21 protein-coding genes and 1 tRNA gene are annotated in these 24638 nt (G+C 63.6%); 16 read left to right on the top strand and 6 right to left on the bottom strand.

Translation table 11 applies throughout. The features are described 5' to 3' along the window. Positions 1-119 precede the first annotated feature (119 nt). On the top strand, positions 120-1982 hold the full coding sequence (locus tag HFC70_RS04585) for an ATP-binding protein (RefSeq protein ID WP_168472029.1): 1863 nt from the start codon (positions 120-122) through the stop codon (positions 1980-1982). After that, complete coding sequence (locus tag HFC70_RS04580) at positions 1979-3322, top strand: sigma-54 dependent transcriptional regulator (RefSeq protein WP_168472028.1); 1344 nt, start codon at positions 1979-1981, stop codon at positions 3320-3322. Before HFC70_RS04585 ends, HFC70_RS04580 begins: the two co-directional genes overlap by 4 nt. 10 nt (positions 3323-3332) lie before the next feature. On the opposite strand, the gene HFC70_RS04575 is transcribed toward HFC70_RS04580, so the two are convergent. Continuing rightward, positions 3333-4322 (bottom strand): Ldh family oxidoreductase, encoded by a 990-nt coding sequence (locus tag HFC70_RS04575; RefSeq protein ID WP_168472027.1) that lies wholly within the window; start codon positions 4320-4322, stop codon positions 3333-3335. Positions 4323-4399: 77 nt separating this feature from the next. Between HFC70_RS04575 and HFC70_RS04570 the strand changes: the two genes are divergently transcribed. Continuing rightward, on the top strand, positions 4400-4621 hold the full coding sequence (locus HFC70_RS04570) for a hypothetical protein (protein WP_168472026.1): 222 nt from the start codon (positions 4400-4402) through the stop codon (positions 4619-4621). Here the strand turns inward: HFC70_RS04570 and HFC70_RS04565 are convergent. Beyond that, positions 4611-7064, bottom strand: coding sequence for an FAD-dependent oxidoreductase (locus HFC70_RS04565; RefSeq protein ID WP_168472025.1), 2454 nt, complete (start codon positions 7062-7064; stop codon positions 4611-4613). The genes HFC70_RS04570 and HFC70_RS04565 overlap by 11 nt on opposite strands. Further along, complete coding sequence (locus tag HFC70_RS04560; protein WP_168472024.1) at positions 7061-7948, bottom strand: phosphotransferase; 888 nt, start codon at positions 7946-7948, stop codon at positions 7061-7063. Before HFC70_RS04560 ends, HFC70_RS04565 begins: the two co-directional genes overlap by 4 nt. A gap of 282 nt (positions 7949-8230) precedes the next feature. Here HFC70_RS04560 and HFC70_RS04555 point away from each other — a divergent pair, with 282 nt between their 5' ends. From HFC70_RS04555 to HFC70_RS04510, 10 genes are all read left to right on the top strand, one after another. Beyond that, positions 8231-9034: a DeoR/GlpR family DNA-binding transcription regulator gene (locus HFC70_RS04555; RefSeq protein WP_168472023.1), complete on the top strand. Its 804-nt coding sequence runs from the start codon at positions 8231-8233 to the stop codon at positions 9032-9034. 67 nt (positions 9035-9101) lie between these two features. Next, positions 9102-10055 carry a sugar-binding transcriptional regulator gene (locus tag HFC70_RS04550; protein ID WP_168472022.1) on the top strand — a complete coding sequence of 318 codons (954 nt, stop codon included), beginning with the start codon at positions 9102-9104 and terminating at the stop codon, positions 10053-10055. A 155-nt stretch (positions 10056-10210) separates the two neighbouring features. Further along, the gene (locus HFC70_RS04545; RefSeq protein WP_168472021.1) at positions 10211-11521 is read left to right on the top strand and encodes a sugar ABC transporter substrate-binding protein; all 1311 of its coding nucleotides are present in this window, start codon (positions 10211-10213) and stop codon (positions 11519-11521) included. A 257-nt stretch (positions 11522-11778) separates the two neighbouring features. Further along, positions 11779-12651: a carbohydrate ABC transporter permease gene (locus HFC70_RS04540; RefSeq protein ID WP_168472020.1), complete on the top strand. Its 873-nt coding sequence runs from the start codon at positions 11779-11781 to the stop codon at positions 12649-12651. An 11-nt stretch (positions 12652-12662) separates the two neighbouring features. Then, positions 12663-13487 (top strand): carbohydrate ABC transporter permease, encoded by an 825-nt coding sequence (locus tag HFC70_RS04535; RefSeq protein ID WP_168472019.1) that lies wholly within the window; start codon positions 12663-12665, stop codon positions 13485-13487. 48 nt (positions 13488-13535) lie between these two features. Next, positions 13536-14537 carry an ABC transporter ATP-binding protein gene (locus HFC70_RS04530; RefSeq protein ID WP_168472018.1) on the top strand — a complete coding sequence of 334 codons (1002 nt, stop codon included), beginning with the start codon at positions 13536-13538 and terminating at the stop codon, positions 14535-14537. Continuing rightward, a complete protein-coding gene (locus tag HFC70_RS04525; RefSeq protein ID WP_168472017.1) occupies positions 14534-15307 on the top strand; it encodes an L-iditol 2-dehydrogenase in 774 nt (257 codons plus the stop codon). The genes HFC70_RS04530 and HFC70_RS04525 overlap by 4 nt, the downstream gene beginning before the upstream one ends. Before the next feature lie 56 nt (positions 15308-15363). Continuing rightward, positions 15364-16848, top strand: a complete 1485-nt coding sequence (locus HFC70_RS04520) for a mannitol dehydrogenase family protein (protein WP_168472016.1) — start codon at positions 15364-15366, stop codon at positions 16846-16848. Between the two features lie 10 nt (positions 16849-16858). Next, a complete protein-coding gene (locus HFC70_RS04515; RefSeq protein ID WP_168472015.1) occupies positions 16859-17536 on the top strand; it encodes an HAD family phosphatase in 678 nt (225 codons plus the stop codon). A gap of 25 nt (positions 17537-17561) precedes the next feature. Continuing rightward, positions 17562-19142: an FGGY-family carbohydrate kinase gene (locus HFC70_RS04510; protein WP_168472014.1), complete on the top strand. Its 1581-nt coding sequence runs from the start codon at positions 17562-17564 to the stop codon at positions 19140-19142. Positions 19143-19417: 275 nt separating this feature from the next. On the opposite strand, the gene dgcA is transcribed toward HFC70_RS04510, so the two are convergent. Beyond that, positions 19418-20407, bottom strand: coding sequence for an N-acetyl-D-Glu racemase DgcA (gene dgcA / locus HFC70_RS04505; RefSeq protein ID WP_168472013.1), 990 nt, complete (start codon positions 20405-20407; stop codon positions 19418-19420). Positions 20408-20604: 197 nt separating this feature from the next. Here dgcA and mnmA point away from each other — a divergent pair, with 197 nt between their 5' ends. From mnmA to HFC70_RS04490, 3 genes are all read left to right on the top strand, one after another. After that, positions 20605-21801 carry a tRNA 2-thiouridine(34) synthase MnmA gene (gene mnmA, locus HFC70_RS04500; protein WP_168472012.1) on the top strand — a complete coding sequence of 399 codons (1197 nt, stop codon included), beginning with the start codon at positions 20605-20607 and terminating at the stop codon, positions 21799-21801. A gap of 156 nt (positions 21802-21957) precedes the next feature. Continuing rightward, positions 21958-22034: transfer RNA gene (locus HFC70_RS04495), tRNA-Met, on the top strand. Positions 22035-22205: 171 nt separating this feature from the next. Beyond that, entirely contained in the window at positions 22206-22595 is a 390-nt protein-coding gene (locus HFC70_RS04490) for a hypothetical protein (protein ID WP_168472011.1), read from the top strand. 324 nt (positions 22596-22919) lie between these two features. Here HFC70_RS04490 and HFC70_RS04485 read toward each other — a convergent pair whose 3' ends face one another. Further along, positions 22920-23567 (bottom strand): VOC family protein, encoded by a 648-nt coding sequence (locus tag HFC70_RS04485; RefSeq protein WP_168472010.1) that lies wholly within the window; start codon positions 23565-23567, stop codon positions 22920-22922. Between the two features lie 392 nt (positions 23568-23959). Next, complete coding sequence (locus tag HFC70_RS04480; RefSeq protein ID WP_168472009.1) at positions 23960-24595, bottom strand: trimeric intracellular cation channel family protein; 636 nt, start codon at positions 24593-24595, stop codon at positions 23960-23962. Positions 24596-24638: the final 43 nt, after the last annotated feature.

Here is a 24638-nt window from a genome sequence, read left to right as displayed (position 1 = left end):
AGATACAACCTATTGATTATGAATAACAATAATTTCTGGAGACGTAGAAATCATTGTGGTGTGTGTGGATATTCGCACGAGGCTATTTGAAATTCGTGCGGATACATGCACAATGTAGCATGAGCGGAAACGGCAAAGACAGGACATCACCATCGATAGAGCGACCCGGCCGGGCGTGGCTGGGCTTTGCAGCCGTCGCCGCCGTCCTGCTGGCGGCAGTCCTCTATGCGGCCGGCGACTATGGCCGGGCGGCGGCGCTTGAGCGGATCGAGGCCGATGCCCGCACCGATGCCGGCCTGAAAGTCGCCCTGCTGCAAGCCGTGCTGGAACGGCCGCGCGCGCTGCCGCTGGTGCTGTCGGCCGATGCCGACCTGCGCGGCGCGTTGGCCACCAAGGACAAGGGCCGGCTGGATGGCCTCAACCGCAAGCTCGAAAGCCTGATCGACGAGACCAAGGCCTCGGTCATCTACGTGATCGGCATTGATGGCGTGACGGTCGCCTCCAGCAACTGGCGCGAGGAAACGAGCTTCGTCGGCAGCAGCTATGCCTTCCGCGACTATTTCCGGTTGGCCATGAAGAATGGCACGGCCGAACACTACGCGCTCGGCAGCGTCAGCAAGCGGCCCGGCCTCTATATCTCGCGGCGGGTCGAGACTGCCGGCGGCGGCGTGCTGGGCGTCGTGGTGGTCAAGGTCGAGTTCGACGGGTTGGAACGGGAATGGGGCGCCTCCGGCAAGCCGACCTTCGTCACCGACCAAAACGGCATCGTCCTGGTGACCAGCCGGCCGGAATGGCGATTTTCAAGCTTGGCACCGATCGCACCCGACCGGCGCGAGGCGATCCGCGACAGCCTGCAATTCGGCGAAGCGCCGCTGACGCCCCTGCCCTTCCTTGAAACCGTGGACCGGCACGGCGGCCTGATCGCCGTGCACCCCTCCCCAAACGCTGCCGGACCAGTCCAGCAGATGCTGACCCTGCAGGCAGCGGTGGCTTCCACCCCCTGGACCCTGCACCTGCTGACACCGGTCGATGCGGCCATCCAGTCCGGCGCATGGCAAAGCCGTCTGCAGGCGCTGCTGATCCTGCTGCCGATGATCGGCCTTGCCGCATGGCTGCTCTATCGCCGTCAGCAAGCCCTGCGCCGCGCCGAGCAGGAACGCAGGAGCCGCGACGAACTGGAGCGCCGGGTGATCGAGCGGACCCAGGCGCTGAGCCTTGCCGGCGAGCGTCTGCAGGCCGAGATTGCCGGGCACCGCAGCACCGAGATCAAGCTGCAGACCGTGCAGCAGGAACTGGTGCAGGCCAATCGGCTGGCCATTCTCGGCCAGGTGGCGGCCGGCGTCGCCCACGAGATCAACCAGCCGGTCGCCACCATCCGCGCCTATGCCGACAATGCCCGCACCTTCCTCGACCGCGGCCAGCCCGATCCGGCTGCCGAAAACCTTGTCCTGATCGCCGGCCTGACCGAGCGGATCGGCGCCATTACCGACGACTTGAAGACGCTGGCCCGCAAGGGCCGCGGCGCCGCCGAGCCGATCGCTGTGGCAACCGTCCTGGACGGCGCCCTCTTCCTGTTGCGCAGCCGTTTTTCCGGCCGCATGGACACGCTGCACATCGCCGAAATTCCGCCGTCGCTCTGCGTCAACGGCAATCGCATCCGGCTCGAACAGATCTTCATCAACCTGCTGCAGAACGCCCTTGAGGCAATCGGCGACAGCCCCGGCGGCCGCATCGACGTGTCGCTTGGCGAGGCCTCCGCCGGCGAGGTGGTGATCGAGGTTGCCGATAACGGACCGGGCATTCCCGACGCCATCCTCAAAAGCCTGTTCTTTCCCTTCAACACCTCCAAGGACGGCGGCCTCGGTCTCGGCCTGGTGATCGCCAGGGACATCGCCGCCGATTATGGCGGCGGCATCGATGTCACCAGCAACAGCGACGGCACGACCTTTGCGGTGACCCTCAAGAAGGCAGACCCGGCATGAGCACGGCGATCGAGATCATTCTGGTCGATGACGACGCGGACCTGCGCCGCGCCACGCAGCAGACGCTGGAACTGGCCGGCTTTGCGGTCCGCGCCTTTGCCAGCGCCGCCGCCATGCTCAGCGAAACGACAGCTGAGACCAGCGGCATCGTCGTCACCGATATCCGCATGCCCGGCATGGACGGGCTGCAGCTGTTCAGCCGCCTGAAGGCGATCGATGCCGACCTGCCTGTGATCCTGATCACCGGCCATGGCGATATCCAGATGGCGGTGCAGGCGCTGCAGGACGGCGCCTATGACTTCATTCCGAAACCCTTCGCCGCCGACCGGCTGGTGCAAAGCGTGCGCCGCGCCGCGGAAAAGCGCCGGCTGGTGCTGGAAAACCGCGCCCTGCGGCAAATGGCGGAAAATGCCGGCGACGACCTGCCGCTGATCGGCCAGACGCCGGCCATGGAGCGGCTGCGCGCCACGCTGCGCCAGATCGCCGATACCGATGTCGACGTGCTGGTGGCCGGCGAAACCGGCAGCGGCAAGGAAGTGGTGGCCACCCTGCTGCATCGCTGGGGCCGGCGGCGCAACGGCCATTTCGTGGCGCTCAATTGCGGCGCCCTGCCGGAAACCGTCATCGAGAGCGAATTGTTCGGCCATGAACCCGGCGCCTTTACCGGCGCCCAGAAGAAGCGCATCGGCCGCATCGAACATGCCGGCGGCGGCACGCTGTTTCTCGACGAGATCGAGAGCATGCCGCTGGCCACCCAGGTCAAGATGCTGCGCGTCCTGGAAATGCGCGAGGTCATGCCGCTCGGCACCAATGAGGTCAGACCGATCGACCTGCGCGTCGTCGCAGCCGCCAAGGTCGATCTCGGCGATCCCTTGCAGCGCGGCAGCTTTCGCGAGGACCTCTATTTCCGGCTGAACGTCGTGACCATCTCGATCCCGCCGCTGCGCGAGCGGCGTGGCGACATTCCGCTGCTGTTCTCCCACTTCCTGCATCGCGCCGCCCAGCGTTTCCGCCGCGACGTGCCCGACCTGCCGTCCTTCATCCATCACCATCTGAAAAGCCATGACTGGCCGGGCAATGTCCGCGAACTCGCCCACTACGCCGAACGCACCGTACTGGGCCTCGCAGACGACAATACAGCACCAGCCAAAGACGACACGCCACCGGGCCTGTCGCTGCCCGACCGCATGGAGCGCCGCGAGGCGGCGCTGATCCGCCAGGCGCTGGCCGACAATAGCGGCGACGTGCGCCGCACGATTGAGGCGCTCGGCATTCCGCGCAAGACCTTTTACGACAAGCTGCAGCGCCACCAGATCAGCCGCACCGACTTTGAGGCCTAAACGATCCGCGTCAGGCGTTGCGCGCTGCCACAATCACGTCGTCGTCGATCTCGATGCCGCCCTCCAGCGCCTTGGCCCGCAAGGTCTGGCCGCGACGGCCCGGAATGCGCACGCCCTCCTGCGCGCCGATCTCGTCGGCCAGGTCCCGCAACCGGTCCAGCACGCCGGTCCCTCCGGTCGCCATCGGGTCGATGGCGATGATCGTCTGGCCGAGCGCCACCGGCGCGCCCTGGTCGTCGAACAGCGACGAGGCCTCATAGGCATAATTGGCGCCGATCATGCCGGCCGAGAGGATTTCCACCATCATGGCCAGCGCCGCGCCCTTTGCCCCGCCGAGCGGCGCCATGGTGCCGGCAAGGGCTGCACGGGAATCGGTCGTCGGATTGCCGTCGACGTCGAAAGCCCAGTCCTCCGGCACCGGCTCGTTCTTCTGCACTGCCGCCATGATCTTGCCGCGCGCCACCTTCGACAGCGCCAGGTCGATGACGATCGGCTCGGCGCCGGCGACCGGCGTGGCAAAGGCGATCGGATTGGTGCCGTAGAGCGGCTTGCGCCCGCCCCAGGGCGCCATCGAGGCCGGCGCATTGGCAAACATCATCGCCGCCAGCCCCGCTTGCGCAAAGCGCTCGACGGTCAGCGCCATCACGCCGGCATGATGGGAGCGGCGGATCGCGGCAATGGCGATGCCCTGTTCGCGCGCCATCGGCACCAGGTGCTCGACAGCCAGATCCAGCGCCGGATAGGCATAGCCGTCCTGGGCATCGATCAGCAGCACGCCGGGTTTCGGCCGTGTCGCGACAGGCACCGCCTGGCCGTTGACCTTGCCGGCCACCGCCTGCGCCGCATAGGCCGGAACGCGGCGCAAGCCATGGCCGCCCTGCCCCGCCGCTTCCGCCGCCACCAGCGCGCGGGCCACCGAACGGGCATTGCCCGGCGCCACCCCCTTGCCCATCAGCACCTCGGCAACCAGGGTTTCGGCATCAGGGATCGACAATTTCATGGCAGGTCCATTCGAGTTTTGCGGCGTCGTTGTGCCATGCGGTATCGCCGCTCGAAAATGCCCGGTCAACGGGAAAAATGGAAAAAGCGGAAACCGCCGGAACCGCCGCGGACCATTCTGCTGGCAAAGTCTTCCCCAACGTCTTCCGTCATTCCAGCGAAAGCTGGAATCCAGCCACGGCGCGTCTGCGCCGTGAAAAAATCTATAGCGAACAAGGACTTGATCGCGCTGGATCCCGCATCAAGTGCGGGATGACGGATAACTCCCCTTGCAGACAAAGCGAGCAGATCAGCTCTTGATACGCGCCATGCCGGGGTCGTAGAGCGGCGCCAGCGATACCGTGCAGGCAAACCGCGTCATCGCCACATCCAGCTCGTAGGTGCCGGACAGCACATAGTCTTCCGTCACGCCGTCGGGGTTGCGCACAAAGCCGTAGCCAATCGGTTTGCCAAGCGTATAGCCGAAGCCGCCGCTTGACAGCCAGCCCACCCGCTGGCCATCGCGGTAGATCGTCTCGCGGCCGAGAAGCACCACGGCCGGATCGTCGACGACGAAGGCTGCCATGCGTTTCCTGACGCCGGCGGAGAGCTGCCGCTCGATCGCCTCGCGGCCCTTGAAGGGGATCTGCTTGCGGGTCTTGACTGCCCAGGCAAGGCCCGCTTCCATCGGCGTATGGTCCGGCCCGATATCGGAACCCCAGGCACGGTAGCCCTTTTCCAGCCGGCAGCTTTCGATGGCGCGGTAGCCGGCATTGACGAGACCGTCATCCTTGCCGGCCGCCATCAGCGCATCGTAGACGCTGCCGGCATATTCGACCGGCAGATGCAGCTCGTAGCCGAGCTCGCCGACATAGGTGACCCGCAGCGCCCGGACCGGGCAGCCGGCAATACCGATCGTCTTCACCCGCCCGAACGGGAAAGCTGCGTTGGACACATCGGCCCGCGTCACTTTTTCCAGGATGGTCCTCGCCTTCGGCCCCATCAGCGACAGAACCGTATAGGCCGAGGTGACGTCGACCAGTTCGGCATGCAGGCCTTCGGGAATATTTTTGGCGATCCAGACGAAATCATGGGTGGCAAAGCCGGTGCCGGTGACGATGTAGAATTCGGTCTCGGTGATCCGCGCCACGGTCACGTCGCATTCGATGCCGCCCTTGTCGTTGAGCATCTGGGTATAGGTCAGCGTACCGACCGGCTTTGCCACGTCGTTGGCGGCAATCCACGACAGGGCGGCCTCGGCGTCGCGGCCCTTCAGCACGAATTTGGCAAAAGAGGTCTGGTCGAAGATCACAGCGTCTTCGCGCACGGCCTTGTGTTCACGGCCGACGGCTGCAAACCAGTTCTGCCGCTCGTAAGTATAGATATCCCGCGGTTCTTCGCCGGCGGCCAGATCGGCAAACCAGTTGGGCCGCTCCCAGCCGAGCTTTTCGCCGAAGCAGGCGCCTTGCGCCTTCAGCCGGTCATAGAGCGGCGACTTGCGGCAGGGGCGGCCGCTTGAATATTCCTCGTGCGGGAAGGCCAGCGTATAGTGCTTGCCATAGGCCTCCAGCGTGCGGGTGCGCACCCAGTCCGTGTCGAAATGCGGACGGCCGAAGCGGCGGATGTCGACCGGCCAGAGATCATAGGGCGGCTCGCCCTTGTGCACCCATTCGGCCAGCGCCATGCCGGCCCCGCCACCCGACGCGATGCCGAAGGCGTTGAAGCCGGCGCCGACGAAGAAATTCTTCAGCTCCGGCGCCTCGCCGAGAATAAAATTGCCGTCGGGGGTGAAGCTTTCCGGCCCGTTCAGCAATTGCTTGATGCCGGCCGTCTCAAGGGCCGGCACGCGGCCGAGCGCCTGTTCCATGACCTGCTCGAAATGGTCGAAATTGCTGTCGAGCAGCGAATAGTGAAAGCCGTCGGGAATGCCGTTCACCGCCCAGGCGATCGGGTTCGGCTCGTAGCCGCCCATCACCAGCCCGCCGACCTCTTCCTTGTAATAGGTGAGCCGGTCCGGATCGCGCAGCGTCGGCAGGTTGGACGGCACGCCGAAACCCTCGGTGATCATGTACTGGTGCTCGACGGAGACCAGCGGGACGTTGACGCCGAAGCGCGCCGCAAAGGCCCGCGTCCATTGCCCGGCGCAGACCACCACCCGCTCGCATTCGATACGGCCGCGCGAGGTCAGCACGGCGCGGATCCTCCCTTTGTCGATCTCAAGGTCAAGCACCTCGGTATCCTCGAAGATCGACGCGCCGGCCATGCGGGCGCCGCGCGCGAGCGCCTGGGTGATGTCGGACGGATTGGCCTGGCCGTCGGTCGGCAGGAAGGCAGCACCCACCAGGTCGTCGATGGTCATCAGCGGCCAGAGGTTCAGCGCCTCCTTCGGCGTCAGCAATTGCATGTCGAGCCCGAAGGATTGCGCGGTCGTTGCCTGCCGCTTGACCTCGGTCCAGCGCTCGGCATTGCAGGCGAGCCGCAAGCCGCCATTCATCTTCCAGCCGGTGCCAAGCCCGGTCTCGGCCTCCAGCGTTTTGTAGAGTTCGACCGAATAGCCGAGCAATTGCGTGATATTGGCGCTGGTGCGCAATTGGCCGACCAGGCCGGCGGCATGGAACGTGGTGCCGGAGGTCAGCTTGTGGCGCTCCAAGAGCACGGTGTCCGTCAGGCCGAGCTTGGCCAGATGGTAGGCCGTCGAGCAGCCGATAATGCCGCCGCCGATGACGACGGCCTTGGCCGTGCTGGGCAGTTCTTTCATGGTCATGTCCTCACCGCGTGCTGGAAGATGTAATAGGCCTCGTTGAAACGGGCCAGGTTCTCGACCGTATAGGCCGAGTAGTCGAAGTGGATCGCCGAGTGGATTTCCGAGATCATGCTCCACAGGGTCTCGCGCAGCAGCGAGGCGCATTTCATCGCCCGGTATCGCCGCATCTGTGCCTCGCCCTGCGCCGTGTCGAAATAGGTTTCGAGCAGGACCCGCTCGTCATCTGCGGAAAATCCGTTGTTGGAGGCGAGCCCCCCGAGATCGAACAGCGGCGTGTTGAAACCGGCATAATCCCAGTCGATCAGCCACAGCCGCTTGCCGTCGTCGAGAATATTGGCCGCCAGCAGGTCGTTATGCCCGAAGGCGAAGTCGAACGGCCCCGCCGCCTGTTCCAGCCCTTCGGCCTTGGCCACCAGCGACGGCAGCAGGGTCATGTGCCGGCTGCCGCTATCGGCAAGGCTCGCAGCATAGTCGCGGATCACATGAAAGACCCAGAAGATCATCGCCGGTCCGCGGAAATATTTCGGGATGTCGTGGTGGCAGGCGCGGATCAGCGGCACGATGCGGGCCAGCATCTGCGGCTGGCGGACCTCTTCGGCCTTCAGCGTGCGTGCCTCGATATAGTCGAGCACCAGCATGCCGGGGGCGGCATGCACCACCGCCGGCGATATGCCCGCCGCATGGGCGGCCCGGCTGGCGGCAAGCTCGTTGGCGCGGCTGATATGGTGCACGGGAATGTCATCGCCGAACCGCACCACGCAGCGCCGGGCGCTATCCTGCACCAGGTAATTGCGGTTGGTCATGCCGCCGTCGAGCGGCGCGATGCGGACCGGACCCGACCAGATGTCGAGCCCGGAGATCCTGTCCTCCGGCGAAGTGACCATGACTATCCTCTCGTTCCCGTCGCCCATATCCGAACCGGCTGGAGGTTCAAAAACCTTTGCCCGTTCGCCTGCGCATTTGCCCGAAATGGTTGGACACAACGCCGGCCCTGTCAAGAAGAAACCACAGAAAGAAACGAAATATTGGGAATATGTGGATTTTCATCCGCAGTCGCGGTAGGATTAAGACGTGGCGATCCGGGCCGATCCCGTCTTATTGGGTCGGGAAGCGATCGAAGCACGCAAGCATTGATGTCGACGACAAACCCCATGGACACGTCAAGAATGGCAGAACCGGACCCGCAACAGGCCTTTTCCAACCACCGCGAACGGGAAATACTGGAAGAATTGCGGCTGGCCGGCGGATCGGGCCGCATCCAGTTCCTGGCCGAACGCCTTGCCGTCTCGGAAGAAACCATCCGGCGCAATATCCGCACGCTCGAGGCCAATGGCCTAGTGACCAAGGTGCATGGCGGCGTCCATATCAAGGACAGCGGCAACGAGCCGCCTCTGCATTTCCGCATGGGCGAAAACCCGGAGGCCAAGCGCTCGATCGCCGCCGCCGTCGCCAGCCGGATCGCCGACGGCGACACGCTGTTCCTCGACATCGGCTCGACCACCGCCTTCATTGCCGTGGCGCTCCAGAAGCACCAGAACCTGTTCGTCGTCACCAATTCGCTGGCCGTCGCCCAGACGCTGGCGACCCGCAACGGCAACCGGGTGTTTTTCGCCGGCGGCGAACTGCGGCCCCACGATGGCGGCGCCTTCGGGCTGGAGGCCATCACCTTCGTGCGCCGCTTCCAGGTCCGCTACGCCATCCTGTCGGTCACCGCCATCGATGCCGCCCACGGCTTCATGCTGCAGGACATGGACGAGGCGGATTTTTCGCGCGAAGCGGCCAAGCAGGCCGAATGCCGGATGATCGTCGCCGACACCGGCAAATTCGGCCGCAGGGCGCCGATCATCATCGACGCGCCCTCGACCTATGACATGCTGGTCACCGACCGGCGCCCGCCGGACGATATTGCCGCCATGCTGGCCGACAACCAGGTGGAACTGGTGCTGGCATCCCACCGGAACCCGGCCTGATCGGCGCCCGCTCGGCAATTGACAGCCAAATCCGGCAGGGTTACTCAGATTAAGGCAAAGGGGTTCCATGGCACGCAAAGCAGGCAGCAACGGACGGTTTGACGATGCGGCGAGGGCCGGATGGCTCTATTACGTGGCTGGCCGCACCCAGGACGAAATCGCCGCCGCCATGGGCATTTCCCGCCAGAGTGCCCAGCGCCTCGTTTCGCTGGCCGTTGCCGAAAAACTGATCAAGGTCCGCCTCGACCACCCGATCGCCGTCTGTCTTGAGCTCGGCGAAGCGGTGAAGCGCAAATACGGCCTGCGGCAGGTGGAAATCGTGCCGAGCGATCCGGGCTCGGACTCGGCCACGACAGGCCTTGCCGAGGCCGGTGCCGCGGAAATCGAGCGCTGGCTGAAACAGCCCGAACCGCTGATTCTCGCCATCGGCACCGGACGAACTCTGCGCGCCGCCGTCGACCAATTGCCGCCGATGGCCTGTCCGCAGCACCGCATCGTCTCGCTCACCGGCAATATCAGCCCGGACGGCTCGGCTGCTTATTACAACGTCATTTTCTCGATGGCCGACGCCATCCAGGCCCGCCACTTCCCCATGCCGCTGCCCGTGCTGGTCTCGTCGCGTGCAGAGCGCGACCTGCTGCACCAGCAAGCCCTTGTCATTCCAACGATTTCACTGGGCACCAAGGCCGACGTGACCTTTGTCGGCATCGGCGAAATGGGTCACCAGGCGCCACTCGAAGTCGACGGTTTCCTGCAAGCCGACGAGATGGAAGGCCTGCTGACAGCCGGCGCCACCGGCGAGATCTGCGGCTGGATTTTCGACGCCAACGGGCAGCTGCTCGACAACCCCGTCAACGAGCGGGTCGCCAGTATTCCGCTGCCGTCGCGCGACACGTCCTGCGTCATCGGCATTGCCAAGGGCAAACGCAAGCACGCCGCCATCCGCGCCGCCGTCCAAGGCCGCTTCGTCAACGCGCTGATCACCGATGAAGACGCCGCGCGCTACCTTCTGAAAGCCTGACAGCCCTCGGCCACAAGTTTTTTCCAAGCCCATTCAGACCGTTAGCCCCCCGCTTCGGCAGTGCAGCATGGATTCTGCATTGACTTTCGTCGCGCCAAAAGTGAGTAATTGCCCATGAGCAAAGCGAATGCTCATTTCTCTTCTGGGAGGAAGACATGACATTGAAGACTTTTCTGCTGGGCGCATGCTCGGCATTGGCACTGGCTGGAATGGCCTCGGCCGAAACCCTCACCGTTGCCACCGTGAACAACGGCGACATGATCCGGATGCAAAAGCTGACGGAAGATTTCACCGCCAAGAACCCCGACATTCAGGTTGAATGGGTCACGCTGGAAGAAAACGTGCTGCGCGAACGCGTCACCACGGATATCGCCACCAAGGGCGGCCAGTATGACGTGATGACGATCGGCACCTATGAAGTTCCGATCTGGGCCAAGCAGAACTGGCTGCTGCCGCTCGACAATCTCGGCGCCGATTACGACGCCGCAGACATCATCCCGGCGATTGCCGGCGGTCTCTCCGTCGACGGCAAGCTTTATGCAGCCCCGTTCTACGGCGAAAGCTCGTTCATCATGTACCGCAAGGACCTGATGGAAAAGGCTGGCCTCACCATGCCCGACGCGCCCACCTGGGACTTCGTGGCCGACGCGGCCCGCAAGATGACCGACCGTAGCGCCGAGATCAACGGCATCTGCCTGCGCGGCAAGGCCGGCTGGGGCGAGAACATGGCCTTCCTGACCGCCATGTCCAACTCGTTTGGCGCCCGCTGGTTCGACGAAGAGTGGAAGCCGCAGTTCGATCAGCCGGAATGGAAGAACACGCTGCAGTTCTACGTCGATCTGATGAAGGATGCCGGCCCGGTCGGTGCCTCCTCCAACGGCTTCAACGAGAACCTGGCGCTGTTCCAGCAGGGCAAATGCGGCATGTGGATCGATGCCACCGTGGCAGCCTCCTTCGTGTCCAACCCGAAGGACTCGACGGTTGCCGACAAGGTTGCCTACGCCCTGGCACCGGACACCGGTCTCGGCAAGCGCGGCAACTGGCTGTGGGCATGGTCGCTGGCCGTACCGGCTGGCACGCAGAAGGCGGAAGCCGCCCAGAAATTCGTCTCCTGGGCAACCGGCAAGGCCTATCTCGAGCTGGTCGCCTCCAAGGAAGGCTGGGCCAACGTTCCCCCGGGCACGCGCTCCTCGCTCTACGCCAATCCCGAGTATCAGAAGGCGGCTCCGTTCGCCAAGATGACGCTCGACTCGATCAATGCCGCCGACCCGACCAAGCCGACTGTCAAGCCGGTACCGTATGTCGGTGTCCAGTTCGTCGCCATTCCTGAATTCCAGGGCCTTGGCACGACGGTCGGCCAGCTCTTCTCGGCAGCCCTTGCCGGCCAGATGAGCGTTGACGAGGCACTGAAGCAGGCCCAGGATGTCTCGACATCCACCATGACCGAAGGCGGCTACATCAAGTAGTCCTGACGAAAACGACTGAGCAGGGCCGCAGATCCACTCGACCGGCCCTGCCCATGGTCGCCCCCTCATCAGGCGGGCGGCCATATGTCTCTCAAGGCAAGAACCGCGGCGGCGGACGCGATGCGCCCCAGGTCACCGAAGCTGCGGCCGCAGGACGGTCGAGACCGCCCTGACGATCCCGGCAACGACCTTCGCGCGATGACGCGCCGACATGCAGCAAGAGACCGAACGGTCCAGATCAATCAAGGGAGGACTTCATGGCCACGCGACAGACGCAAACGCTTGCCAGGCTGATGCTGGCGCCATCCGTGCTGATGCTGTTCATCTGGATGATCGTACCGCTCGCCTTCACCCTGTGGTTCTCCTTCCAGCAGTATAATCCGCTGAACCCCATGCGCGATGGCTTCGTCGGTTTCGCCAATTATGCGCTGTTCTATTCCAATCCGGCTTTCCTCTATTCGATCATCAACACCCTTTTGATCGTCGGCAGCGTGTTGTTGATCACCGTGATCGGCGGCACCCTTCTGGCGCTGCTGCTCGACCAGCCGATCTTCGGCCAGGGGATCGTGCGCATCCTGGTGATCTCGCCGTTCTTCGTCATGCCGCCGGTGGCGGCACTGGTCTGGAAGAACATGATCATGCATCCGAGCTACGGCGTCTTTGCCGACATCTCGCGTTTCTTCGGCCTGCAACCGGTCGACTGGTTCGCGCAATATCCGCTGTTTTCCGTCATCATCATCGTCGCCTGGCAATGGTTGCCGTTTGCTACCCTCATCCTGCTGACCTCCCTGCAATCGCTGGACGGTGAGCAGAAGGAAGCCGCCGAAATGGACGGTGCCGGCTTCCTGTCGCGCTTCTGGTATCTGACGCTGCCGCACATGTCGCGGGCGATCACCGTCGTCATCCTGATCCAGACGATCTTCCTCTTGGCCGTCTATGCGGAGATCCTGGTCACCACCAATGGCGGCCCCGGCTACGCCTCCACCAACCTGCCCTTCCTGGTCTACCAGAAGGCCTCGCTCGAATTCAAAATCGGCCAGGCATCGGCCGGAGGCATCATCGCCGTCATCCTTGCCAACATCGTCGCCTTCTTCGCCATGCGCGCCGTCGGCAAGAACCTGGACAAGTAGGAGAAGACATCATGGCACGCGCTATCAGCACAAAACGCAAGGCAGTCTTCACCGTCGCGGCCTGGATCGTCGCCCTGATCATTTTCTTTCCGATCCTCTACACGATCATCACATCGTTCAAATCGGAAACGGAAGCGATCGCCGGCTTCAACATGATCCCCTCCGGCACGCTGGAAAGTTATGCCGAGGTCCAGGGCCAGTACAACTACTTCAAACCCTTCATGAACTCGGTGATTCTGTCGATCGGCTCGACGCTTCTCGCGCTACTGATCGCCGTCCCGGCCGCCTGGTCCATGGCCTTCTCGCCGACGAAGCGCACCAAGGACATCCTGATGTGGATGCTGTCGACCAAGATGATGCCGGCGGTGGCGGTGCTGTTTCCGATGTACCTGATCTTCCGCAACCTCGGCCTGCTCGACAGCCGCATCGGCCTGACCGTCATGCTGACCATGATCAACCTGCCGATCGTCGTCTGGATGCTCTACACCTACTTCCGGGAAATTCCGTCGGAAATCCTCGAAGCGGCCCGCATGGACGGCGCGTCCCTGTGGAACGAGATCATCTATGTCTTGACCCCCATGGCCGTGCCGGGCATCGCCTCGACCATGCTGCTCAACATCATTCTCGCCTGGAACGAAGCCTTCTGGACGATCCGCCTGACGGCGACCAATGCCGCGCCGCTGACGGCCTTCATCAGCTCGTTCTCCAGTCCGCAGGGGTTGTTCTGGGCCAAGCTGTCGGCCGCATCGACGCTCGCCATCGCACCGATCCTGATCATGGGCTGGTTTAGCCAGAAGCAACTGGTGCGCGGCCTGACCTTCGGCGCGGTGAAATAAGAGACGTCGGCAATCCAATAAGCCGAGAACGCTCGGGGAGAAAACAACATGGGCAATATCGTACTGAACAAGGTCTCGAAGTCCTTCGGGGCGACCATCGTCATTCCGGGCATCGACCTGGAGATCAAGGAAGGCGAATTCGTCGTCTTCGTCGGCCCGTCGGGTTGCGGCAAGTCGACGCTTTTGCGCCTGATCGCCGGCCTGGAGGACACCACCAGCGGCCACATCGTCATCGACGGCCGTGATGTCACCGGCGAAGCGCCCGCCAAGCGCGGTCTTGCCATGGTGTTCCAGTCCTATGCGCTTTATCCGCATATGTCGGTGCGCAACAACATCGCCTTCCCGCTGAAGATGGCCAAGCTCGATCCCGCCGTCATCGACAAGAAGGTCAACGACGCCGCCCGCGTGCTCAACCTCACCAATTATCTCGACCGGCGTCCGGGCCAACTGTCCGGCGGCCAGCGCCAGCGCGTCGCCATCGGCCGTGCCATCGTGCGCGAACCCTCGGCCTTCCTGTTCGACGAACCGCTGTCCAACCTCGACGCCTCGCTGCGCGGCACCATGCGGCTGGAGATCAGCGAGCTGCACCAGCAGCTGAAGACGACGATGATCTACGTCACCCACGACCAGGTCGAAGCCATGACCATGGCCGACAAGATCGTCGTGCTGAGTGCCGGGCACATCGAGCAGGTCGGTTCGCCGCTCGATCTCTACAACAAGCCCGACAACATCTTCGTCGCCGGCTTCATCGGCTCGCCGCGGATGAACTTTGCCACCGGCGCGGTGGCTGCACCCTACCAGGCCCACACCATCGGCTTTCGCCCGGAACATATCAAACTCTCCAAGGAGAGCGGCACCTGGCCCGGCATCGTCGGCGTCGCCGAGCATCTGGGATCGGACACCTTCCTGCACATTCAAGTCGACGGGATCGGCATGGTGACGGTGCGTACCAGCGGCGACTTTCCCGTTGGTCACGGTGACAAGGTCTTCCTCACCCCGGATGCCGACCGTATCCACCGCTTCGACGACAAGGGACTGGCAATACGATGAACAGACTGGCTGGAAAAAGCGCCCTCATCACCGGCTCGGCACGCGGCATCGGCCGGGCTTTTGCTGAAGCCTATATCGCTGAAGGCGCGACAGTTGCCATTGCCGATATCGACTTCGTGCGGGCCAGCGACACCGCCGCGGCCCTCGGGCCGAATGCCTATCCGGTTCTGCTCGACGTGACCGAACAGTCCTCCATCGATGCCGCCATCCGGGCCGTCGAGGAGAAGACCGGCGGCATCGACATCCTGATCAACAATGCCGCCCTGTTCGACCTGGCGCCGATCGTCGAGATCACCAGGGCCAGCTACGACCGGCTGTTCTCGATCAATGTCGCCGGCTCGCTGTTCATGCTGCAGGCCGCCGCCAAATCGATGATATCGAGGGGCAAGGGCGGCAAGATCATCAACATGGCAAGCCAGGCAGGACGGCGCGGCGAAGCGCTGGTCGGTGTCTACTGCGCCACCAAGGCGGCGATCATCTCGCTCACCCAATCGGCCGGCCTAGACCTCATCAAGCACGGCATCAACGTCAACGCGATCGCCCCCGGCGTGGTCGACGGCGAGCATTGGGATGGCGTCGACGCGCTGTTTGCCCGCCACGAAAACTTGGCACCCGGCGAAAAGAAGAAACAGGTCGGCGACGCCGTGCCCTTCGGCCGCATGGGCCGGGCCGAGGACCTGACCGGCATGGCGATCTTCCTCGCCTCGCCCGAAGCCGACTACATCGTCGCCCAGACATACAATGTCGACGGCGGCAACTGGATGAGCTGAGCGCCCCGGCGCCCATTTCGCAAAGACTATGCGTCTCGCTACCCGAGGACCGTGACATGACCCATACCCTATCGCTCGCCAATCTCGCCGACATCGCCTCGACGGCTGCCGTACCGGCCTATCGCCGCGAGCAGCTGAAAGCCGGCATCCTGCATTTCGGCGTCGGTAATTTCCACCGCGCCCACCAGGCAATCTATCTCCACGAGCTGTTCAACAAGGGCAAGGATCTCGACTGGGCCATTGTCGGCGCCGGCATCATGCCGTCGGACCGGCTGATGAAGGAGAAGCTCGAGTCCCAGGATTACCTGACCACCGTCGTCGAGCAGGACAACAACCGCAGTGCCGCCACCGTGACCGGACCAATGACCGGCATCCTGACCGCGCCTGACTTCGACCAGATCATCGCGGCGCTCGCAGACCCGGCGATCCGCATCGTCTCGATGACCATCACCGAGGGCGGCTATTACATCGACCCGGCCACCGGCAAGTTCGATCCGACCCATCCGGCCATGGTCGCCGATGCCGGCGATCCGAGCCATCCCAAGAGCGTCTTCGGCCTGATTATCGCCGGCCTCAAGGCCCGCCGCGCCGCCGGCATTCCGTCCTTCACCGTGATGTGCTGCGACAATATCCCCGGCAATGGCGAAGTGACGGAGGCAACCATCACCGGTCTCGCAAAACTGTCGGATCCGGATTTCGCCCACTGGATCGAGGAGAACGTATCTTTCCCCAATGCCATGGTCGACCGCATCACGCCGGCGACCGGCGAGCGCGAGATTGGCATTGCCCGCGACACCTACGGCATCGACGACAAATGGCCGGTGTTCTGCGAAGAGTTCAAACAATGGGTGCTGGAGGACAAGTTCCCGCTCGGCCGCCCGGCGCTTGAAGAGGTCGGCGTGACCTTCGTGCCGGATGTCGCCCCTTACGAGCTGATGAAGCTGCGCATCCTCAATGGCGGCCATGCGGCCATCGCCTATCCGGCCGCCCTGATGGACATTCATTTCGTGCACGAATCCATGGAAAACCCGTTGATCCGCGCCTATCTCGCCAAGCTGGAAAACGAGGAGATCATCCCGATCGTGCCGCCGGTACCCAACACCAGCCTGGCAGACTATTTCACCCTGATCGAAAGTCGCTTTTCCAACCCGAAGATCGGCGACACCATTCCGCGCCTGGCGCAGGACGGCTCCAACCGCCAGCCGAAATTCATCCTGCCCTCGACTGCCGATCGCCTTGCCAAGGGCCTCGACGTCACCGGCCTGGCGCTGGTGTCGGCCCTGTGGTGCCGCTATTTCGAGGGCGTCACCGACAGCGGCAAGGACATTACCTTCAACGATCCGAGCGCCGACCGGCTGCATGCCACGGCGCTCGCCTCGAAGTCCGACCCGCTCGTTTTCCTGGCGCAGGGCGACATCTTCGGCAAAGTCGGGGAAAACCCTCAATTCATCAAGCGCTTCGCTGAGGCTCTTGCTAGCTTGCGCGCAGTCGGCACCGCTGGAACCCTTCAGCGTTATCTCGACGGTACACTCGGCGGATAGGATGATCGGCATGGCGCAGACGGCACGACAGCTCATCATCTTCGATTGCGATGGTGTGCTGGTCGACAGCGAGCCGATTTCCGTCGACGTGCTGGTCGATGCCCTGGGTGCGGCCGGTGTCTCCATCGACAGCGATGAGGCCTATCGCCGCTTTCTCGGCCGCAGCCTTGGCGCCGTCATCGAGACGGCCCGCGACGAATTCGGCCTGGAGATCGACGAGGCCTTCCTGCTGAAACTGCGCACCGATCTCTATGCGCGGTTCCGGCGCGACCTGCAGCCCATTCCCGGCGTCGCCACGGCGCTCGACGATCTGCAAACCAAAGGCTTTTCCTGGTGCGTCGCCTCGTCCAGCCAGCGCGAGCGCATCGAGCTGTCGCTGACCGTCACCGGCCTCATCGACCGCTTCGTGCCGAATATCTTCAGCGCCAGCATGGTCAAGCACGGCAAGCCGGCGCCGGATCTGTTTCTCTATGCCGCCGGGCAGATGCAGCGGGATCCGAAGGACTGTATCGTCATCGAGGACAGCCCGGCCGGCATCGAGGCCGCGCAGGCGGCCGGCATGACGGTCTTTGCCTTTACCGGCGGCTCCCATGCCGGTACAGCAGGCCATCGCGACGCCGTGACACGGCTGAAGCCGGACGCCGTGTTTGACGCCATGGCCGAATTACTCCACCTTATCGCAAAATGAAGAACCGGGACGGAAACAGGCCATAATGCGGGACCACGTGATTGCGGTGGATGTCGGAACGGGCAGCGCACGCGCCGGCGTGGTCGACCGCAACGGCCAACTTCTGGTGCGCTGCGAACATCCGATTCTGCTGCGCCGGCCGCAGGACGAGCGCGGCGAACATGGCTCCGAAGACATCTGGCGCGCCTGCTGCCATGCAGTGCGGGGCGCCCTGCAACAGTCCGGCATTGCGCCGGATCGTATCGCGGCGCTGGCCTTCGACGCCACCTGCTCGCTGGTGCTGCGCGACCACGACGGCGCGCCGCTGGCGCTTGAGACAGAAGACGGCGAGGCCTTCGACACCATCGCCTGGCTCGACCATCGCGCCGCAACGGAAGCGGAGGAATGCAACCGCACCGGCCATCCGACGCTTGCCCATTGTGGCGGCAGCATTTCGCCGGAGATGCAGATGCCCAAGCTGATGTGGCTGAAGCGCCATCGTCCCGACCTTTGGGACCGCGTCGGCTATCTCTTCGACCTCTCGGACTTCCTCACCTGGCGGGCGACCGGCTCGACCGAGCGCTCGGTCTGCACGCTGACCTCCAAGTGGAATTTCGTCGCCGGCCGCGTCAGCGGCTGGCAGGCCGATTTCCTGAGCCTGATCGGCCTCGATGACCTCGTGCAGAAGGGCACGCTTCCAGACACCGCCGTCCCGGTCGGCGCGCCGGTCGGCCGTCTCTCGGCGGCAGGCGCGGCGGAATTGGGCCTCGACGAGACGGTCAGCGTCGCGGCCGGCATGGTCGATGCCTATGCCGGGGCGCTCGGCGTGCTCGGCGGCGTGGCGGCCGATCCGCACACGCTGCACCAGCAGACGGCGCTGGTCGGTGGCACGTCCAGCTGCATCATCAGTTTTGCCGGCGATCCGCAATTCGGCAAGAGCCTGTGGGGGCCTTATCGCGAAACGGTGTTTGCCGGCCAATGGCTGATCGAGGCCGGCCAATCGGCAACCGGTGCCCTGCTTGGCCATCTGCTCAGGCTGCACAGCCTTGGCGGCGACCCGACGCCCGAGCGCCACCAGCAGGTCATCGCCCGCGTCCAGCAGCTCCGCGCAATCGAAGGCGCAGGGTTTGCCGACCGCATCGCGATCCTGCCGGATTTCCACGGCAACCGCTCGCCCTTTGCCGATCCGCACCTGACCGGCGTGATATCTGGCCTGACGCTCGATACCTCCTTCGACGGCCTCGGCCGGCTCTACTGGCGCGCTTGCGTCGCCATCGCGCTGGGGCTCAGGCAGATCCTCGAAACCATGGCGGCAAGCGGCACGCACAGCAGCGTGCTGCACCTGACCGGCGGCCATGTGAAGAACCCGCTGCTGGTCGAGCTCTACGCCGATGTCACCGGCTGCGACCTCGTCATTCCCGACAGCCGCGACGCCGTGCTGGTCGGCACCGCCATGAACGCTGCCGCCGCCGGCGGGCTCTATAAAAGTCTCACCGCTGCCGGCGCCGCCATGGCCCCCTCGGGCCAACGCATCGCGCCGAACCCGGCCCGCAAGGCCCTCTACGACCGGGATTATGCAAAATTCCTCACCATGCAGCGCCACCGGGTCGAGCTGAACGGGCTCTGATCGGGCCGACGGGTGAAGACAGCGCCATCGGTTCCCCCCTCTGCCCTGCCGGGCATCTCCCCCACACGGGGGGAGATCGGCAGATCGCGACCGCTCGCCCTTCAGTTATGACGGAAGTAACGATGCTGCCATCCAGGTCTTCGTTGTTTCCAATCTCGCCGTTGTTTAACGGCTTGGATGCAGCGCCAGCCCCGCGTCGATCTCCCCCCGTGTGGGGGAGATGCCCGGCAGGGCAGAGGGGGGTAAACCACATATGATACCGGTCCTACCGTGCCCTACCCCCACAACCCCGCCGCCGGCGCCTGCATCTGCGACCCCTCGTAGCGGATCGCCTCGTGGCGGTCGCTAGCCAGCAGCAGGGGGCCGTCGAGATCCGCGTAGGGCGCGCCCTGTGCCACCAGGAAGGCCGGTGCCATGGCAAGCGAGGTGCCGAGCATGCAGCCGACCATGATCTGAAAGCCGGCGGCCACCGCCGCATCGCGCATGGCCAGCGCCTCGGTCAGCCCGCCCGCCTTGTCGAGCTTGATATTGACCGCATCGTATTTGCCGATCAGCTGGCCCAGCGACGCCCGGTCGTGGCAGCTCTCGTCGGCGCAGACCGGCAGCACGCGCTCGATCGTCGACAGCACCTCGTCATGACCGGCCGGCAGCGGCTGCTCGACCAGCGCCACGCCGAGCCGCACCAGTTCCGGTGCCAAGGCGAGGTAATGCTCCGCCGTCCAGCCCTCGTTGGCATCGACAATGATCGTCGAGTGCGGCGCCCCGGCCCGGACCGCCAGGATGCGCTCCAGATCGGCATCGGTGCCGAGCTTGACCTTCAACAGCGGCCGACCGGCATTTTTCTCCGCCGCGGCGCGCATATTGGCGGGCGTGTCGAGCGACAGGGTAAAGGCCGTCTGGATCGGTTTTGGCGGGCTGAGCCCCGCCAGCTGCCAGACCGGTTGACCGGCCCGCTTGGCCTCGAGATCCCACAGCGCGCAATCGAGCCCGTTGCGCGCCGCCCCGCCCGGCAACCGCTGCTGCAGGCCGGCCCGATCAAGCCCTTGCGCAAAGTCCGGCCCCAGCGACAGGATCGTCTCGATCACCCCGTCGACCGTCTCGCCATAGCGCCCATAGGGCACGCATTCGCCGCGCCCGATATGCACACCATCCGAGATCTCCACCGTCACGACCCGGATTTCCGTGCGCGAGCCGCGCGAGATCGTAAACGTGCCGGAAACCGGAAACCGCTCCTCGACGACGCTGAGCGTCAAACCTTTTTGCATCCAAATCCTCTTCTTGGCCCCATCCGGCCCTGACCGCGAATCAGCAACCCCTTGCATGCCGGAGCAATCCTTTCTATATCCCTCAACAATCGGATCGATATCGAGAATTGCCGCAGACCCGCAATTTGGCGTCTTTCGCGGCGGCTGAGCCTTTGAGGACGCGATCCCATGCAACGCTTGAGAATGGCGGAACGCCCGTGAATAGTCTGGATTTTGACAAAAGGCCGGAAGACACCCGCGTCGTCGTCGCCATGTCGGGCGGCGTCGATAGCTCCGTCGTCGCCGGCATCCTGAAGCGCGAAGGTTACGACGTGCTCGGCATCACCCTGCAGCTCTACGACCATGGCGCCGCCGTGCACCGCGCCGGCTCGTGCTGCGCCGGCCAGGATATCGACGATGCGCGCCGCGTCTGCGAAACGCTTGGCATTCCCCATTACGTGCTGGATTACGAACAGCGCTTCCGCGACACGGTGATCAACCCGTTCATGGAAAGCTATGTGGCCGGCGAAACACCGATCCCGTGCGTAGCCTGCAACCAGACCGTCAAATTCGCCGATCTGCTGGCAACGGCCAAGGAACTCGGCGCCGATGCGCTGGCGACCGGCCATTACATCCGCTCGAAATCCGTGCCGCTCGCCAACGATCCCGGCCACCGCGCCTTGTTCCGGCCGATCGACAACGAGCGCGATCAGAGCTATTTCCTGTTTGCCACCACCCAGGAACAGATCGACTACCTGCGCTTTCCGTTGGGGCACCTCTCCAAGGCAGAAACCCGGGCGCTGGCCGAAGACATGGGCCTGGTCGTCGCCAAGAAGGCCGACAGCCAGGACATCTGTTTCGTGCCGCAGGGCAAATATGCCGATATCATCAACAAGCTGCGCCCCAATGCGGCGCTGGCCGGCGAGATCGTCCATCTCGACGGACGCGTTCTCGGCACCCATGACGGCATCCTTCATTACACGATCGGCCAGCGCAAGGGCTTGGGCGTCGCCACCGGCGAACCGCTCTACGTGGTCTATCTCGACGCCCGCTCGCGCCGCGTCATCGTCGGCCCCAAGGAAGCGCTGGAAACCCACCGCGTCTATCTGCGCGACATCAACTGGCTGGGTGACCTGACACTTAATGAAGAAGCCGCCGACGGCTTTGCCTGTTATGCAAGGGTGCGCTCCACCCGCCCGCCGGCACCGGCAACCCTGCACAGCGACAGCAGCGGCACCTATGTCGACCTGGAGATCGGCGAAGCCGGCGTCGCCCCCGGCCAGGCCTGCGTGCTCTATTCCGGCCTCGGCCCGGATGCCCGCGTTTACGGCGGCGGCTTCATCGAGCGCTCGGAACGCTCACACGAGGCCGAAGCAAGCCTCCAGGCCCTGCTGCAAAGGCCCGTCGCCGCCTGAACCGGCCCGGCCGGCGCGAGCCGACGGACCATGCAAAAGCGCAGGCCGATTTTTCACGACACAAAGATGAAGGCGGCGCTTGACAGGATGACGAGCCGCATCTTATAAGCCGGCCAACCTAAGGCCGGAGCGGCGAACGCCCCTTCGGACCCCTGTGGCGGGGTAGCTCAGTTGGTTAGAGCGTGGGACTCATAACCCCAAGGTCGGCAGTTCAACTCTGCCTCCCGCTACCATTTTTTCCCGGATGTTTTTGTTTTGTGGTGCGGCCGCCGCGAGTCGGTGCTCGAAGTGCCATTGGCTTTGGCCCACACCAGAACTCTCGCAGCAGCCGCGTGGTGTTACCCCACCTCTTCATGCTATGCATGCTTCGTTTCAGCATGGCGAACCACAAGGAGCCAGCCGTCATGAAGTGCCTGCGCATCTATGCCACCCCGGATGGCGAGTCGCATTTCGACGAAGTCGAACTCCCCACCACGAAGATATCGGTGCACCCCGATGCCGCGCCGTTCGACGTGACGGCCAGTTGTCCGGCGTCCCGCGTCCGCCTCACCCACATCCCGGCGGGCATGCGGCAGGTTGCCTGGCACAAGGTCCCGGAGCCTGTGCTGACGGTGAGACTCGATGGTTCGGTTGAATACGAAACCAGCGACGGCGAGGTTCGCCACGTTCAGGCGGGCAGCTTCGTGCTCGTGGAAGACACACACGGCAAGGGCCATCTGTCCCGCCATTCCCCAGAGGCACAGACTGTCATCTGGATCTCGCTCCCGAACGGCCTCGACTTGCCGCCCGCATAGTCCGGGCAGGCTGTCATCGACACATCCTTGACGTCCGATAGGGTCGCTTGCCGACAGGTGACCGCATATCGTGCTGGCACTTTGGCTGTCGACATTATCGGAATCGATGCAATGTCCGCAATTGGCGGAACCGGAAATCATTTCCGCTCTGCGCCAATAGGAGACATAACAGCACAGCTCGATATTATCGTCTTTCAACCTTTATTGCGGACGTCGGCTCAGTCGAGCCGCCGAAGACCTGACATTGACCTACCGGAAAAGCATGTCGCAGATTTCGGGAATGCTGAGACAATCTAGGTCGGTATTCAGAGATTTGAGATATATTTAGTCGGCCGGACCAGCAAACAGTATGAGGTTTTCGTCCGGGTCCCTAACAATGAAATTTCGAGCACCCCACGGCTCCTTCTTGAGCGCCTGGTGAAAATCCACTCCGGTAGCTTGGAAATCCAGAAAGAGTCGCTTGATCTCACTTGCGGTGTTAACCGTGATCGAGGCGGAGAGCAGATGTTCGCGTTGTCGCATGTCGCCGACAAACACAGGCTCACAAACTAGCCTCAGAGCGAGGCGCGCATTGTCACGAACAACCTGTCCATAAAATGGAGGGTCGCCGTAAGCAAAGTCGAGCGCGAAGCCGAGTTTGTCGGTGAAGAATTCACACGACGCTTTGATGTCGGAGACGAAGAGTTGCGCGGAGACAGAACTCAGAACCGGGTGGGATGCGGTCTGTCTGCTTTGATTGGTCATGCCACAGGCTCCTGACTTGAGCGCCAGCCACCCCTCGAATCCCAATTGACGTGCGACAAGTTCTTGCGCGTCATTCAGCTTGAAACTAGATTCCAATATCTGATTATCGTCGAGGTGTTGAAATCGTGGCAAAGCAGCGCGGATATGGGCCGCGACTGGATAATACCGCTCGCGATGCCACCGCAGATACTGCTTGGCTTGCTTCTTGAGGTTTTCGAGATTCGGCATAAGCGCTACCTTTGAAGTTGTAGGCGGGCGTTGCCCAGTCGGCTCAAAGGCCGGTGCACCCTACGAAGCGCCATTTTCAGAATGCAGAATATGCGTGAGACTGTCAACACTCACGACTTTGTTGCGCTCCGCGACTAATCCGGCGACACATTCTGGAACAATCGTTCCTTATGAAAGAGAATCGGCCACCGCTTATCACAAAGCTTCCAATCCAACTCCGAAGAGTTTCCTCTACGACGCCGAGTGGCGAGTGCTCCGAGAACCCAATGGTAAGGCGACTGCCCGCTTTTTACCCGATCTCAGTTTTCTGGAGACCGGCCCCTGAATGTCTCCTTAGGGCCGATAGCGACCATTCCACCCGACACACCTCGTCTCTCACCACTCCGCCCCCTCTAAAGCACATCATCCGGATCCCGCCCCGGCAGCGCCTTGCCCCTGGGCAGCTGCCAGCCGTAATAAAGCGCCCCGCCGCGCACGGCGAAGGCTGAGAGGAAGCCGAGTACGGAGGCGGCCGATTGCGGCAGGCCGACCCAGCTGGCCAGCACGAAGACGAAGGAGCCGCAAAGAGCGGCCGTCACGTAGATTTCCGGGCGCAGCAGCACCGAGGGTTCGCCGGCCAGGATATCGCGCAGCACGCCGCCGAAGGTGGCGGTCAGCGCCCCTGTCACCAGCGCCACGGTGAACGAGCCGCTGGCCGCGAAGCCTTTGGCCGCCCCCATTACGCAATAGGCGGCCATGCCGACCGCATCGAGCCAGACCAGCACGCGGTAGCGTGATTGAAACAGATGAGCGGTGAAGAACAGCACGATCGCAACCGCCGTGCTGATCAGCAGATAGATCGGGCTTGCCACCCAGAAGACCGGCGTGGCGCCGAGCACGACGTCGCGCATGGTGCCGCCGCCGATCGCCGTCACGCAGGCCAGAAAGACATAGCCGATGATATCGAGCTGCTTGCGCGACGCCGATAGCGCGCCGGTGGCGGCAAACACCGCGATGCCGGCATAGTCGAGAATTTCGAGAATCGGCATGCCCATCTCCACCCGGTCGTCTTTTTTATCACGAAGCGACGCA

Source organism: Agrobacterium sp. a22-2 (assembly GCF_012276985.1).
GTDB lineage: Bacteria > Pseudomonadota > Alphaproteobacteria > Rhizobiales > Rhizobiaceae > Allorhizobium.
The sequence above is the reverse complement of the archived record's forward strand: the minus strand, read 5'-3'. Positions and strand labels throughout refer to the sequence as shown.